12 protein-coding genes are annotated in these 13767 nt (G+C 71.7%); 6 read left to right on the forward strand and 6 right to left on the reverse strand.

Features of this window, described 5'->3' with window-relative positions; all coding sequences use genetic code 11:
- Window positions 1-31 precede the first annotated feature (31 nt).
- From MicB006_RS09370 to disA, 4 genes are all read left to right on the forward strand, one after another.
- Window positions 32-862: a UbiA family prenyltransferase gene (locus tag MicB006_RS09370; RefSeq protein WP_116505291.1), complete on the forward strand. Its 831-nt coding sequence runs from the start codon at window positions 32-34 to the stop codon at window positions 860-862.
- A gap of 142 nt (window positions 863-1004) precedes the next feature.
- Window positions 1005-1754, forward strand: a complete 750-nt coding sequence (locus tag MicB006_RS09375; protein ID WP_116505292.1) for a hypothetical protein — start codon at window positions 1005-1007, stop codon at window positions 1752-1754.
- A 102-nt stretch (window positions 1755-1856) separates the two neighbouring features.
- Window positions 1857-3302 carry a DNA repair protein RadA gene (radA, locus tag MicB006_RS09380; RefSeq protein ID WP_073829363.1) on the forward strand — a complete coding sequence of 482 codons (1446 nt, stop codon included), beginning with the start codon at window positions 1857-1859 and terminating at the stop codon, window positions 3300-3302.
- Window positions 3303-3445: 143 nt separating this feature from the next.
- Window positions 3446-4636, forward strand: coding sequence for a DNA integrity scanning diadenylate cyclase DisA (gene disA, locus MicB006_RS09385; protein ID WP_030502855.1), 1191 nt, complete (start codon window positions 3446-3448; stop codon window positions 4634-4636).
- Window positions 4637-4645: 9 nt separating this feature from the next.
- On the opposite strand, the gene MicB006_RS09390 is transcribed toward disA, so the two are convergent.
- From MicB006_RS09390 to MicB006_RS09400, 3 genes are all read right to left on the reverse strand, one after another.
- On the reverse strand, window positions 4646-5431 hold the full coding sequence (locus MicB006_RS09390) for a hypothetical protein (RefSeq protein ID WP_116505294.1): 786 nt from the start codon (window positions 5429-5431) through the stop codon (window positions 4646-4648).
- A 105-nt stretch (window positions 5432-5536) separates the two neighbouring features.
- The gene (locus tag MicB006_RS09395; protein ID WP_116505296.1) at window positions 5537-6100 is read right to left on the reverse strand and encodes a peptide deformylase; all 564 of its coding nucleotides are present in this window, start codon (window positions 6098-6100) and stop codon (window positions 5537-5539) included.
- Window positions 6097-6609, reverse strand: coding sequence for a glycine cleavage system protein R (locus tag MicB006_RS09400; RefSeq protein ID WP_116505298.1), 513 nt, complete (start codon window positions 6607-6609; stop codon window positions 6097-6099). The genes MicB006_RS09395 and MicB006_RS09400 overlap by 4 nt, the downstream gene beginning before the upstream one ends.
- Before the next feature lie 96 nt (window positions 6610-6705).
- Between MicB006_RS09400 and MicB006_RS09405 the strand changes: the two genes are divergently transcribed.
- Window positions 6706-7605: an A/G-specific adenine glycosylase gene (locus MicB006_RS09405; protein WP_116511288.1), complete on the forward strand. Its 900-nt coding sequence runs from the start codon at window positions 6706-6708 to the stop codon at window positions 7603-7605.
- Window positions 7606-7826: 221 nt separating this feature from the next.
- Here MicB006_RS09405 and MicB006_RS09410 read toward each other — a convergent pair whose 3' ends face one another.
- The 3 genes from MicB006_RS09410 to lysS form a co-directional block, all read right to left on the reverse strand.
- Window positions 7827-10364 (reverse strand): ATP-dependent Clp protease ATP-binding subunit, encoded by a 2538-nt coding sequence (locus MicB006_RS09410; RefSeq protein ID WP_073829206.1) that lies wholly within the window; start codon window positions 10362-10364, stop codon window positions 7827-7829.
- A gap of 533 nt (window positions 10365-10897) precedes the next feature.
- Window positions 10898-11248: an Lsr2 family protein gene (locus tag MicB006_RS09415; protein ID WP_198937531.1), complete on the reverse strand. Its 351-nt coding sequence runs from the start codon at window positions 11246-11248 to the stop codon at window positions 10898-10900.
- A 121-nt stretch (window positions 11249-11369) separates the two neighbouring features.
- Window positions 11370-12878 carry a lysine--tRNA ligase gene (gene lysS, locus MicB006_RS09420; protein ID WP_116505300.1) on the reverse strand — a complete coding sequence of 503 codons (1509 nt, stop codon included), beginning with the start codon at window positions 12876-12878 and terminating at the stop codon, window positions 11370-11372.
- Between the two features lie 93 nt (window positions 12879-12971).
- Between lysS and MicB006_RS09425 the strand changes: the two genes are divergently transcribed.
- The gene (locus MicB006_RS09425) at window positions 12972-13724 is read left to right on the forward strand and encodes a class I SAM-dependent methyltransferase (protein ID WP_116505302.1); all 753 of its coding nucleotides are present in this window, start codon (window positions 12972-12974) and stop codon (window positions 13722-13724) included.
- Window positions 13725-13767: the final 43 nt, after the last annotated feature.

Here is a 13767-nt window from a genome sequence, read left to right on the forward strand (position 1 = left end):
ACGACTGCCCGGTAACGACCAGACTTCCCTTATGTCGACACGGGTGTTAGGGCTGGTCAGGGCGAGCCATCCGGAGCCGGCGGCGGCGGTCACCGTGGTCGCCGCGCTGCTCGCCGCCGGCGCCGGGCACTCCGCGGCCGGCGTCGCGGCGGTGGCGCTGACGGTGCTGGCCAGCCAGCTCGCGGTCGGCTGGAGCAACGATCTGATCGACGCCGAGCGGGACGCCGCGGTGGGGCGTACCGACAAACCGGTGACCACCGGCGCGGTCAGCCGGCCGGCGCTGGCCCGGGCCGTCGCGGTGGCCGCCGTCGCCACCCCGCTGCTGGCCCTGGCCGGTGGTCCGGCCGCGGCGGCCTGCGCCACGCTGGGCCTGGTCTCCGCGCTGCTCTACAACCGGCCGTTGAAGTCGACTGCGGTGTCGGTGCTGCCCTACGCCGTCTCGTTCGGCGCGCTGCCCGCGTTCGTGGTGCTGGCGCTGCCCGGCTCGCCCGCGCCACCGGCCTGGCTGGTGGCCGCCGCCGCGCTGCTGGGCGCCGGCGCGCACTTCGCGAACGTGCTGCCCGACCTGGCCGACGACGCCCGGACCGGGGTACGCGGCCTGCCGCACCGGCTGGGCCCCGCCGGCAGCCGGCTCGCCGCCGCCGGACTGCTCCTGGCGGCCACCGTCGCGCTGGTCTTCGGCCCGCCGGGGCCGCCGTCGTGGGCCGGGCTGTCGGCCGTCGCCGCCGCCGTCGCCGTGCCGGCCCTCGGCTGGTACGCGGGACGCGCCACCGCCGGACGCTCGGCGAGCGCCTTCCGGGCGGTGCTGGTGGTGGCGCTCATCGATGTGCTGCTGCTGGTGACGAGCGGCCGGGTGGTCTGAGGGTTCCCCTCCGAAGGTGGCATTGCCGGGTCCGCGTGCGGGCCTCGATCAGCTCCAACTACCCTGGAGCGCGGTCTGCGCGGGTATGGCCACCCCGTGCCCGGTGGTCGACCGGGCGGGGATCGTGACGAGGAGGACCGACGTGACGCGCTCGATCAGGGGTTCCCGGGGGCCGGCCCTGCTGCTGGCCGGCACGGCGGCGGCGAGCCTGCTGCTGTCCGGGTGCGGCACCGGGCAGATTTCCGAGACCGCCAACAAGATCCCGTCGGTACAGGGCGTCAACGTCCAGACCTCCGACAACCTGTACAAGGTGCGCGGGCTCTACGTGCAGACCCCGGGGCCGAAGGGCTACGAGGCGGGGTCGAACGCGCCGCTCAACGTGGTGATCTACAACGACAGCGAGAAGCCGGTGACCGTGACGGTCACCACCGACAGCGCCCGGGAGATCGTGCTCAGCGGTTCCGGCGCGGGCGAGAGCGGCGCCGCCACCCCGAGCGGCTCGCCGACCGAGCCGGCCACCGCCTCGCCGACCGCCACCGACCCGAGCGCGTCGCCGAGCCAGTCGCTGGAGGTGACCGGGTCGCCGTCGGCCAGCCCGTCGCCGAGCGAGACCGAGTCGGCGCCCGCCGGGCAGCCGGCCCGGATCGAGATCCCGGCGCTCAGCTACGCCCAGCTCAACGCCGACAACCCGCGGTTCCTCCAGCTCGTCGGCCTGAACCAGAAGCTGCTCGTCGGCCAGCAGGTCAACCTGACCTTCGACTTCGGCGACGGCAAGGTCATCACGACCCCGGCGCCGATCGGCATCCCGCTGACCGCGGAGCCCACGCCGTCCAAGATCGTCAACCCGCGTGAGCACGGGGCCGAGGACGGTGGCGTCGAGGGCGGCCACTGACCGCACCTCCTTCCGTCGGCACCGCCGCCGTGGCCAGCGCCACGCCGGCGGTGTCGCCGTTTCCGGTGGGCTTTCGTCGTACGGGCCGGTTAGCGTCCTGTGGTGACCACGCCCCGATCGACCCCCTCCCGTGCCGCCGCCGGTCGCGGTCGCGCCGCTCGCGAGCCCCGCCCGGCCTACGAGTGCGACGCCTGCGGTCACCAGCCCCCGAAGTGGGTGGGCAGGTGCCCCGAGTGCGGCGAGTGGGGCTCAGTGGTCGAGTCCACGATCACCGGCCCGCTGGTCTCCGGCCGGGTGGTCAGCTCCCGTCTTCCGGCCGAGCCGGCCCGTCCGATCGCCACCATCAGCGCCGCGCCCGCCCGCGCGCGCCCCACCGGCGTCAGCGAGCTCGACCGGGTGCTCGGCGGCGGCCTCGTTCCCGGCGCGGTGGTGCTGCTCGCCGGCGAGCCCGGCGTGGGCAAGTCGACGCTGCTGCTCGACGTGGCCCAGCAGTGGGCCGCCGGGGCCGGCAGCCCGTCGCTGGTGGTCAGCGGCGAGGAGTCGGTCAGCCAGGTGCGACTGCGCGCCGAGCGGATGGGCACCCTGCACGACCAGCTCTACCTGGCCGCCGAGAGCGACCTGTCGGCGGTGCTCGGCCACCTCGACGCGGTCAAGCCCGGCCTGCTGGTGCTCGACTCGGTGCAGACCATCTCCACCACCGGCACCGAGGGCGTGCCCGGCGGCGTCACCCAGGTACGCGCGGTCACCGCCGCCCTGGTCGCTGTCGCCAAGGAGCGCGGCGTCGCCACCGTGCTGGTCGGCCACGTCACCAAGGACGGCCAGGTCGCCGGCCCTCGGGTGCTGGAGCACCTGGTCGACGTGGTGCTGCACTTCGAGGGCGACAAGCACTCGTCGCTGCGCATGGTGCGTGGCGTGAAGAACCGGTTCGGCGCGGCCGACGAGGTGGGCTGCTTCGAGATGCACGAGGGCGGCATCAGCAGCCTGGCCGACCCGTCCGGCCTGTTCCTGACCCGCTACTCCGAGCCGGTACCGGGCACGTGCGTGACGGTGGCGATGGAAGGCCGCCGGGCGCTGGTGACCGAGGTGCAGGCGCTGATCGGAGCCACCGTCGCCGGGTCGCCGCGGCGTACCGTCTCCGGCCTCGACAGCGCCCGGCTCGCCATGGTCCTCGCGGTGCTCCAGCGCCGGACCGAACGGCTCACGCTGCACGACCGGGAGGTCTTCGCCGCCACTGTCGGCGGCATCCGGGTGGTCGAGCCGGCGGCCGACCTGGCGGTGGCGCTCGCGGTCGCCTCCGGCGGGCTCAACCTGGCGCTCAACCCGCACCTGGTGGCCATCGGCGAGGTGGGGCTCACCGGCGAGGTACGCCGGGTCGGCGCGGTGCCCCGCAGGCTGTCCGAGGCGGCCCGGCTGGGCTTCCGGCTGGCTCTCGTGCCACCCGGCTGCGGGCCGGAGAGCAGCGGCGCCGGGCCGGAGAACATGCGCGTGATCGAGGTCACTGACGTGCGGGCCGCCCTCCAGGCCGCCGCTCGCGCATCGGCGGAGTGACGCCGCGTGAGCGCGTGGCGGGAACCGCCGGGCGATTCCGGACAGCACACGCATCCGGCCGACGACCGCCCGGAGCCGGGCATCGTGACACATCACAGTAACCACGAGAGCACCCACCGCACGGCAGTCCGTAGACTGTGCCCGTGCCGATCGACCGCGATGCCACCAAGCCCGCAACGGCGACGCCGCACGCCCGTACCGGCGCCGTGAGCGGCAACCCCGCTCGTGCCATCAGCGTGAGCGTCAACGGAAGCGTCGGCGGCGGGGCCGGCGGTGATCCCCTGCGCGCCAACCTCGCCCTGATGGCTCCGGGTACCGCCCTGCGGGACGGCCTGGAGCGGATCCTGCGCGGCCGCACGGGCGCGCTGATCGTGCTCGGCTACGACAAGGTGGTCGAGCAGATCTGCACCGGCGGCTTCCCGATGGACGTGGAGTTCTCCGCCACCCGGGTCCGGGAGCTGTGCAAGATGGACGGCGCTGTCGTCCTCTCCAGCGACGGCACCCGGATCGTGCAGGCCGGCGTGCACCTGATGCCCGACCCGTCGATCCCCACCGAGGAGTCCGGCACCCGGCACCGCACGGCCGAGCGGGTGGCCCGGCAGACCGGCTACCCGGTCATCTCGGTCAGCCAGTCGATGCGGATCATCAGCCTCTACGTCAACGGCCAGCGGCACGTGCTGGACGACTCGGCGGCGATCCTGTCCCGCGCCAACCAGGCGCTGGCCACGCTGGAGCGCTACAAGCTGCGGCTGGACGAGGTCTCCGGCACGCTCTCCGCGCTGGAGATCGAAGACCTGGTCACCGTCCGCGACGCGGTGGCTGTGGTGCAGCGGCTGGAGATGGTCCGCCGCATCGCCGACGAGATCGCCGGCTACGTGGTCGAGCTGGGCACCGACGGCCGCCTGCTGGCCCTTCAGCTCGACGAGTTGATGGCCGGCGTGGACGCCGACCGCACCCTGGTCATCCGCGACTACCTGCCGGTCGGCCGCAAGTCGCGCACCCTGGACGAGGCGCTTGTCGAACTCGACCTGCTCAGCGCCACCGAGCTGATCGACCTCGTGGCGGTCGCCAAGGCGATCGGCTACCCGTCCGCCTCGGACGCGCTCGACGCGGCGGTCAGCCCACGCGGGTTCCGCCTGCTCGCCAAGGTGCCCCGGCTGCCGGTCGCCGTGGTCGACCGGCTGGTGGTGCACTTCGGCAGCCTCCAGCGGCTGCTCGGCGCGACGGTGGAGGACCTCCAGGCCGTCGAGGGGGTGGGCGACGCCCGCGCCCGAGGGGTCCGCGAGGGCCTGTCCCGGCTCGCCGAGGCGTCCATCCTCGAACGGTACGTCTGACCCCGCCGCTCAGCCGGTGATCGTCAGCTTCACCGGCTCGCTGATCTTGGTGCCGACGCGGGCGAACACCTGGTACGCGCCGATCGCGGCGAACTCACCGTTCGCGAGCCCGTTGGCGCACCGGTTGTCCACCCGGCCGTTCCAGCCCAGCTCGTAGGAGCGCTCGAAGTTCGGCGTGAAGGTCTGCACGTCGGAGCCCTTGCCGGTGCCGCACGTGTCCGACGACCAGATCTTCTCCGCGCCCGCCTTGAGGTACAGCTCCTGGAGGTCGGCGCCGACGTCCCTGTTACACGTACGGTTCGACACGTTCTTGACCTTGAGACGCAGCGTGACCACAGTGCCCCGCTGGGCGGTGGCCGGCGCCGCGACCGGCGTCACCAGCAACTCCGAGTCGGTGCAGGTGCCGTCGTCCGAGACGGGCTGCCCGTTCGCGCCGCCGTTACCGGTGCCGCCGCCGTTGTTGTTCCCGCCACCGGTGTTGCCGCCACCGGTGCTCCCGCCGCCGGTGTTGTTCCCGCCGGTGTTGCCGCCACCGGTGTTCGCGCCACCGCCGCCCACGTCGCCGGGTGTCGGCGACGGGCTCCCCGACTGCGGCGTCAACACCGAGCCGGACGGGCCCGGCTCGGCCCCGGCGGAACCGGTCGGCGACGGGTCCGTGCCCGGCGCGCCGGTGTTGCGGTCCGTGCCGGTGCACGAGTAGAGCAGGACAATCAGGAAGAGCAGCCCCGCGCCGAGCACGACGGCACGACGCCGCCAGTACACGGCAGGGGGCAGGGGGCCGACCGTCAGACGCATGATGCGCCTACCGTAGCCGCGCGGCGCACGGCTCGCCGGTCCGACGCGCCGGGAACCCGCCGCCGTACGGCCACCACCGTCCACACCGGATGACCGCCGCCACCGTCAGAGGTAGACCTTGCGCTGGTAGATCGCGTGCGCGCCGGCCACCCGGTCGAGGAAGAGCAGCCCCGCGCAGTGGTCGATCTCGTGCTGGAGCGCGCGCGCCTCGAAGCCGTCGGTCACCAGCCGGACCGGTTCGCCGGTGCCCGGCAGCGCGCCCTCCACCACCAGCCGGCTGGCCCGCTTCACGTCGCCGGTCAGGTCCGGCACCGACATGCAGCCCTCCCGGCCCGCCTTCCAGCGGCTCGCCTCGACCACCCGCGCGTTGCAGAGCACGAACGTGCCGTGCACGGTGACCGCCTTCGGATGTCCGGTGACGTCCACCGCGAACACCTGCGCGCTCACCCCCACCTGCGGCGCCGCCAGGCCCACACAGCCGGGCGAGACCCGCATCGTGGCCACCAGGTCCGCGGCGAGCCGCACCACCTCGGCAGACGTCGGGTCGACCTCCGGGCCGGGTTGGCTCAGCACCGGCTCCGGCGCGGCCACCACCGGGCGTACCGCACCGGCGACACCGAGCTTCTCCGGCGTCCAGCCGCCCAGGCCCGCGTACTCCGGCCCGGTCACAGCAGGTCCGTGTCCGCCGGGCGGAGGCTGACCCCGACACCCAGCTCCGCCGCGACGCGCGTGAGCCGGCCCGCCACCTCGTCGGAGACGCCCGGCGGCAGCTCGACCTCGGCGACCACCACGTAGAGCGAACCGGTCAGCCGCGTGCTCAGGTCGGTCACGTTCCCGCCCGCGTCGGTGAGCACCCGGGTCATCGCCGCCACGATGCCCATCCGGTCGGCGCCGTGCACCGCCAGCACATACGGCTCACCGGCGGGCTCGCTGCCGGCATCAGGCGTGACCGCGCGTACGGTGGCCAGCAGGTGCCCGTCGGCGGCGAGCGGGGCCAGCGCGGCCTCGACGTCGGCGGCGGCCGGTCCCACGCAGATCAGGGTCATCGCGAAGTGTCCACGCAGCCGGGTCATCGTCGAGTCGGTGAGGTTCGCGCCGAGCCGGGCGAGGACCTCCGCGACGTCGGCGACGATGCCCGGCCGGTCCCGGCCGATGACGGTGATCGCGAGCTCGTTCATTCGGACATTCTGCCCCGTCGCCCATGATCGATCGCGCCCGGCCACCCGCCCCGCCCAACCTGCGGGAAAGACAGCCGTGACATGATCGGCGACGCGATGTCCGAGCCCACATTCGCCACCCAGGTCAGCCGGTGGTACGAGCGCAACGCCCGTGAACTGCCCTGGCGCGAGCCGGGTATCGGCGCCTGGGCGATCCTGGTTTCCGAGGTCATGCTCCAGCAGACCCCGGTGGTACGGGTGGTGCCCGCCTTCCAGGCGTGGCTGGCCCGCTGGCCCGAGCCGCGCGCGCTCGCCGAGGACACCCCGGCCGAGGCGATCCGGATGTGGGGGCGGCTCGGCTACCCCCGCCGAGCGGTACGCCTGCGCGAGTGCGCGGTGGCCATCGTGGAGCGGCACGGCGGCGTGGTGCCCGACCGGCTCGACCAGCTGCTGGCGCTGCCGGGCGTCGGCACGTACACGGCCCGCGCGGTCGCCGCCTTCGCGTACGGGCAGCGGCATCCGGTGGTGGACACCAACGTGCGGCGGGTGGTGTGCCGGGCGATCGCCGGTGAACCCGACGCCGGTCCGACGACCCGCCCCGCCGACCTGGTCGCCACCGAGGAACTGCTGCCGATCGAACCAGCCGCCGCCGCCCTGGCCAGCGCCGCGTTCATGGAACTCGGGGCGGTCGTCTGCACCGCCCGCGCCCCGCGTTGCGCGATCTGCCCGGTCGAGTCGAGTTGCGCCTGGCGCGCCTCCGGCCAGGCCGTCCCTACCGGGCCGACGCGCCGTCCGCAGCGCTACGCCGGCACCGACCGGCAGGTACGCGGACTGCTGCTCGCCGTGCTCCGGGACGCCACCGGGCCGGTGCCGCATCAGCGGCTGGACCAGGTGTGGCAGGACGACGTGCAGCGGGCCCGGGCGCTGGCCGGCCTGGTCACGGACGGACTGGTGGAACCGGTGGGCGACGAGTCGTTCCGCCTGGCCGGCGACGGCCCCGCCGTCCCCCTCCCCTGACCGTCCCACTCCCGCCCTCGCCCCCGCCTCCCCGCCTCCCCGCCTCGCCCCCGCCCGCTCTGTCGATCATGAAGTTAGCGGCGACAAATGGGACGCCAAGTGCGGTCAACTTCATGATCAACCAAGGCAAGGGCGGGCGGGGCGCGGTGGGCGGGCACGGGAAAGGCGACGGCCCCGGTGGCTTTCGCCTACCGGGGCCGTCGCCCTCGAAATGTGCGGACTTACGCGGCGTCGTCCGCGCCGGTGGCGGCGGTGCCGCCGAGGTCCGCCGGGACCGCGTCCGGCACGGCGTCCGGCCGGTCCGCGCCCCGGAAGACGAGCTTGGACTTGTCGATGTTCTCCGGGTCGCCCTCGCAGTCCACGACGACGATCTGACCCGGGGTCAGTTCGTTGAACAGGATCCGCTCGGACAGGTTGTCCTCGATGTCGCGCTGGATGGTGCGGCGCAGTGGCCGTGCGCCCAGCACCGGGTCGAAGCCCTTGACGGCGAGGTACTTCTTGGCGTTGTCGGTCAGCTCGAGACCCATGTCCTTGTTGCGGAGTTGGGTTTCGATGCGGGCGATCATGATGTCGACGATCGAGAGGATCTCGTTCTGGCGTAGCTGGTGGAAGACGATGGTGTCGTCGATGCGGTTGAGGAACTCGGGCCGGAAGTGCTGCTTGAGTTCGTCGTTGACCTTCTGCTTCATCCGGTCGTAGTTCGACTCGGAGTCCTCCGACGCCTGGAAGCCCAGCGACACCGCCTTGGCGACGTCGCGGGTGCCGAGGTTGGTGGTCAGGATGATGACGGTGTTCTTGAAGTCCACGATCCGGCCCTGACCGTCGGTGAGACGGCCGTCTTCCAGGATCTGCAGGAGCGTGTTGAACACGTCCGGGTGGGCCTTCTCGATCTCGTCGAACAGCACCACGGAGAACGGCCGGCGACGCACCTTCTCGGTCAGCTGCCCACCCTCGTCATACCCCACATACCCGGGCGGGGCGCCGACGAGGCGGGACACGGTGTACCGGTCGTGGAACTCCGACATGTCCAGCTGAATCAGCGCGTCCTCGCTGCCGAAGAGGAACTCGGCGAGCGCCTTGGACAGCTCGGTCTTACCGACGCCGGACGGGCCGGCGAAGATGAACGACCCGGACGGGCGCTTCGGGTCCTTCAACCCGGCGCGGGTACGCCGGATCGCCTTCGAGACCGCCTTGACCGCGTCTTCCTGGCCGATGACGCGCTTGTGCAGCTCGTCCTCCATGCGCAGCAGCCGGGAGGTTTCCTCCTCGGTCAGCTTGTACACCGGAATGCCGGTCCAGTTGCCGAGGACCTCGGCGATCTGCTCGTCGTCGACCTCGCTGACGACGTCGAGGTCGCCGGCCTTCCACTCCTTCTCCCGCTGCGCCTTCTGGCCCAGCAGCTGCTTCTCGGTGTCGCGCAGCTGGGCGGCCCGCTCGAAGTCCTGCGCGTCGATCGCGGACTCCTTGTCGCGGCGCACCTGGGCGATGCGCTCGTCGAAGTCGCGCAGGTCCGGCGGCGCGGTCATCCGGCGGATCCGCATCCGCGCGCCCGCCTCGTCGATCAGGTCGATCGCCTTGTCCGGCAGGAACCGATCCGAGATGTACCGGTCGGCCAGCGTCGCGGCGGCCACGAGGGCGGCGTCGGTGATGGACACGCGGTGGTGCGCCTCGTAGCGGTCCCGCAGACCCTTCAAAATCTCGATCGTGTGCGCCAGCGACGGCTCACCCACCTGGATCGGCTGGAAACGACGCTCCAGAGCGGCGTCCTTCTCCAAATGCTTACGGTACTCATCCAGCGTGGTGGCGCCGATGGTCTGCAACTCACCACGGGCCAGCATCGGCTTCAAAATGCTCGCGGCGTCGATCGCGCCCTCGGCCGCGCCCGCACCGACGAGCGTGTGGATCTCGTCGATGAACAGGATGATGTCGCCGCGGGTGCGGATCTCCTTGAGCACCTTCTTCAGGCGCTCCTCGAAATCACCCCGGTAGCGGGAACCGGCGACCAGGGCACCGAGGTCGAGGGTGTAGAGCTGCTTGTCCTTCAGCGTCTCCGGCACCTCGCCCTTGATGATCTTCTGCGACAGGCCCTCCACCACGGCGGTCTTGCCGACGCCGGGCTCACCGATCAGCACCGGGTTGTTCTTCGTGCGGCGGGACAGCACCTGCATGACCCGCTCGATCTCCTTCTCCCGCCCGATGACCGGGTCGAGCTTGCCCTCCCGGGCGGCCTGGGTCAGGTTGCGGCCGAACTGGTCCAACACCAGGCTGGTCGACGGCGCGGCCTCACCCGGCGCGGCGCCGGCGGCGGCCGGCTCCTTGCCCTGGTAGCCCGACAGCAGCTGGATCACCTGCTGGCGCACCCGGTTCAGGTCGGCGCCCAGCTTCACCAGGACCTGGGCGGCGACGCCCTCGCCCTCGCGGATCAGACCGAGCAGGATGTGCTCCGTGCCGATGTAGTTGTGCCCGAGCTGCAACGCCTCACGCAGTGACAGCTCCAGCACCTTCTTCGCCCGCGGCGTGAACGGAATATGCCCGCTCGGCGCCTGCTGGCCCTGGCCGATGATCTCCTCGACCTGCTGACGCACACCCTCCAGCGAGATGCCCAGACTCTCCAGAGCCTTCGCCGCGACACCCTCACCCTCATGGATCAGGCCCAACAGGATGTGTTCCGTACCGATGTAGTTGTGGTTGAGCATCCGGGCCTCTTCCTGGGCCAGGACGACAACCCGTCGCGCTCGGTCGGTGAACCGCTCGAACATGCCCTCGTGCTCCTCACGTGCCGTGCGCCTTGATGGTCAGATCTCGGCGGGGCCGGTGCGCGGACGTCCGGGATGGGCGTCCGTGCCTCCTTACTCTATCGCCGCGGGCCGCCTCCGCTGAGGTCGTGTGGCCCCGCGAATGGTCGTTCCGACGTCGTTTCTGACAACCGTCCACGCTCAGGAGGTGTTCCGGGACCCCTACCTGTACGCGTAGAGCGAAATTCGACCGGCACCCGAAGGCCGGTCGAGTGGACCCGATGCGGCGACAGTGCGCCCGCCGACGTCGTCCACAGCCTGTGGATGGAATCTCCACCGCCTGTGGACAACCGCTCCCGGCGGGGATTTCTTCCCGCTCCGCCGTCCTGGAGGAGCCGGGCCGAAGAGGTGGGCCAGGCCGGACATCCAACCCCAAAGGGACGGTCGGGCGGAACCGTCACAGCGGCCCCGGAACCGTCCTACCGGCCCGGAAACGGCGACGCCGGCCCGGAGTGGCACTCCGGTCCGGCGTCGTGTCGCCCGTGGCGAGGCTGGGGTCAGTGCCCCGCCTTCGCGTGGTACTCGTCCACGATCTCCTGCGGGATACGACCCCGGTCGGAGATGTCCTTGCCAGCCTTCTTGGCCCACTCGCGGATGGCCCGGTTCTGCTCGCGGTCCGCGGTCGCGCCGCCTCGACCCCGAGCGGCCCGGCCGCCCACGACCACACCCCCGCGACCGACCTTCGTTCCGTTCGCGATGTACGGCGCGAATACGTCACGCAATTTCTCTGCGTTGGGTGCGGAGAGGTCGATCTCGTACTGCACGCCGTCGAGCGCGAACTTGACGGTCTCGTCAGCGTCCCCGCCGTCCAGGTCATCGACCAGCTTGTGAATGATCTGCTTGGCCACGTCCCACATTCCTTTCGAGCAGGGTGATACTCCTGCAATACTCCGAGAGCACAATAACCCGTCCGGCGCTTGTTCCGTCAATAGGACGGGGTAACGAGCCGGAGAAGCTTTGCGGGAGCGCCTACTCCGGCCGGACCAACGGGAACAGGATCGTTTCCCGAATTCCCAGCCCGGTCAGCGCCATCAGCAGGCGATCGATTCCCATTCCCATGCCACCGGAGGGCGGCATTCCATACTCCATCGCTCGGAGAAAATCCTCGTCCAGCCGCATCGCCTCGTCGTCGCCGCGCGCCGCGAGCTGCGCCTGGGCCATCAGCCGCTCCCGCTGCACAACCGGGTCGACCAGCTCCGAGTACGCGGTGCCCAGCTCGAATCCGAGCACGTACAGGTCCCACTTCTCGGCCAGGCCCGGCTCGCTGCGGTGGGCCCGGGTCAGCGGGCTGGTCTCCTCCGGGTAGTCGCGGACGAACGTGGGCGCTTGAAGCGACGGCACCACGAGTTCCTCGAACAACTCCTCGGCCAGCTTGCCCGGGCCCCACTTCGGGTCGACGGAGAGACCGACCTTGTCCGCGTACTCGACCAGGCGTGCCCTTTCGGTGCGGACGGTGACCTCCTCACCGAGCGCTTCGGAAAGAACACCGAACAGCGTCACCGAGCGCCACTCGCCACCCAGATCGAACTCATGCCCGTCCGCGTGGGTCACCACGGTCGATCCGGCGACCGCGACTGCGGCCTGCTGTACGAGATTTCGGGTCAGCTCGGCCATCGTGTCGTAGTCGCCGTACGCCTGGTACGCCTCCAGCATCGCGAACTCCGGCGAGTGCGAAGAGTCGATGCCCTCATTACGGAAGTTGCGGTTGATCTCGAAGACGCGGTCGACGCCGCCGACCACCGCGCGCTTGAGAAATAGTTCCGGCGCGATTCGCAGATACAGATCCGTGTCGAGCGCATTGCTGTGGGTCACGAATGGGCGGGCCGCCGCGCCGCCGTGCAGCAGTTGCAGCATCGGGGTCTCGACCTCGATGTAGTCCTGCCCGTGCAGGGTGTCCCGCAGGCTGCGGACGGCGGTGGCCCGGGTGCGGACCATCTGCCGGGCCTGCGGGCGAACCACCAGGTCCACGTAGCGCTGGCGGACCCGGGACTCCTCGCTCAGCGGCTTGTGCGCCACCGGCAGCGGGCGCAGCGCCTTGGCGGTGACCGCCCACTCCTCGGCGAGCACGGACAGCTCGCCGCGCCGGCTGGTGATCACCTCGCCGGTCACCCCGACGTGGTCGCCGAGGTCGACCAGGCGCTTCCAGTCCGCCAGCCGCTCCGGCCCGACCCGGTCCAGCGAGAGCATCGCCTGGAGTTCGGTGCCGTCACCGTCGCGGAGCGTCGCGAAGCAGAGCTTGCCGGTGTTGCGAATGAAGATCACCCGGCCGGTGACCGAGGCCCGGTCGCCGGTGGCGGTGTCGGTGGGCAGGTCCGCGTAGCGCTCGCGCAGCCGCGCCAGCGTGGTGGTGCGCGGGAAACCCACCGGGTACGGCTCGGTGCCCTCGGCGAGCATCCGGTCCCGCTTCTCCCGGCGGACCTTCATCTGCTCGGGAAGGTCGTCGGCGGGGTCTGCTGGCAGGGCGTTCTGCTCGGTCACGGCACGCTTCCTCAGGCCTTGGGAACATCGGCGGGGTCAGCACATGAGCGTACTCAAGCGGCCTGGCGGCCGTTACGGGATAACCTGCCCGTCATGACCGACCCCACTGCGGCGCTCTCGTTCGGCGCCGCCGCGGCCGAGTACGACCGGTTCCGTCCCCGTTATCCCCAGGCCGCGCTGCGCTGGGCGCTGGACGGACTGTCCGGGGCCCGGGTGGTGGACCTCGGCGCGGGCACGGGCATCCTCACCCGGGGACTGCTGGAGCTCACCGCCGACGGGACGGTGGCGCAGGTCGTACCCGTGGAGCCGGATCCCGGGATGCGGGCGCAACTGGCCGACGCCACGCCGGGCACGACGGCGCTCGCCGGCAGCGCCGAGGCCGTGCCGCTGCCGGACGGGTCGGCGGACGCGGTGCTGGTCGGGCAGGCCTACCACTGGTTCGACAGGGAACCGGCACACGCGGAGATCGCGCGCGTGCTGCGCGCGGGCGGCATGTTCGCGCCGATCTGGAACATCCGGGACGAGCGGGTGGGCTGGGTCGCGGAGCTGACCCGGATCGCCCACCTCGGCGACAACGCCGGCGACGTGACGCAGCGGTACGCGGACTTCGGCGCCGCCTTCACCGCGGTCGAGGTGGGCGAGTTCGCGCACGCGACCACGCTCACGCCGGACGAGGTGGTGGGCATGCTGCACTCCCGCTCGTTCTGGCTGACCGCCGACGCCGACGAGCGCCGACGGGTGGACGCGGATCTGGCGGAGCTGTTCGCCACCCACCCTGACCTGGCCGGCCGGGACGCCGTGGAGCTGCCGTACCGCACGATGGTGCTCCGGGCGAGGCGGCGTTGAAGAGCCGGCGTTAAGAAGGGGCCCCTCCTCTACCGGAGGCGTT

The organism is Micromonospora sp. B006 (assembly GCF_003408515.1).
Taxonomy (GTDB): domain Bacteria; phylum Actinomycetota; class Actinomycetes; order Mycobacteriales; family Micromonosporaceae; genus Micromonospora; species Micromonospora echinospora_A.

Bases quoted from the DNA above. Each gene is read 5' to 3' on its own strand.
- MicB006_RS09410 (WP_073829206.1), bottom strand. From the start codon at position 10,364: ATGTTCGAGCGGTTCACCGACCGAGCGCGACGGGTTGTCGTCCTGGCC.
- MicB006_RS09370 (WP_116505291.1), top strand. From the start codon at position 32: ATGTCGACACGGGTGTTAGGGCTGGTCAGGGCGAGCCATCCGGAGCCG.
- MicB006_RS09425 (WP_116505302.1), top strand. From the start codon at position 12,972: ATGACCGACCCCACTGCGGCGCTCTCGTTCGGCGCCGCCGCGGCCGAG.
- MicB006_RS09405 (WP_116511288.1), top strand. From the start codon at position 6,706: ATGTCCGAGCCCACATTCGCCACCCAGGTCAGCCGGTGGTACGAGCGC.
- MicB006_RS09390 (WP_116505294.1), bottom strand. From the start codon at position 5,431: ATGCGTCTGACGGTCGGCCCCCTGCCCCCTGCCGTGTACTGGCGGCGT.
- MicB006_RS09400 (WP_116505298.1), bottom strand. From the start codon at position 6,609: ATGAACGAGCTCGCGATCACCGTCATCGGCCGGGACCGGCCGGGCATC.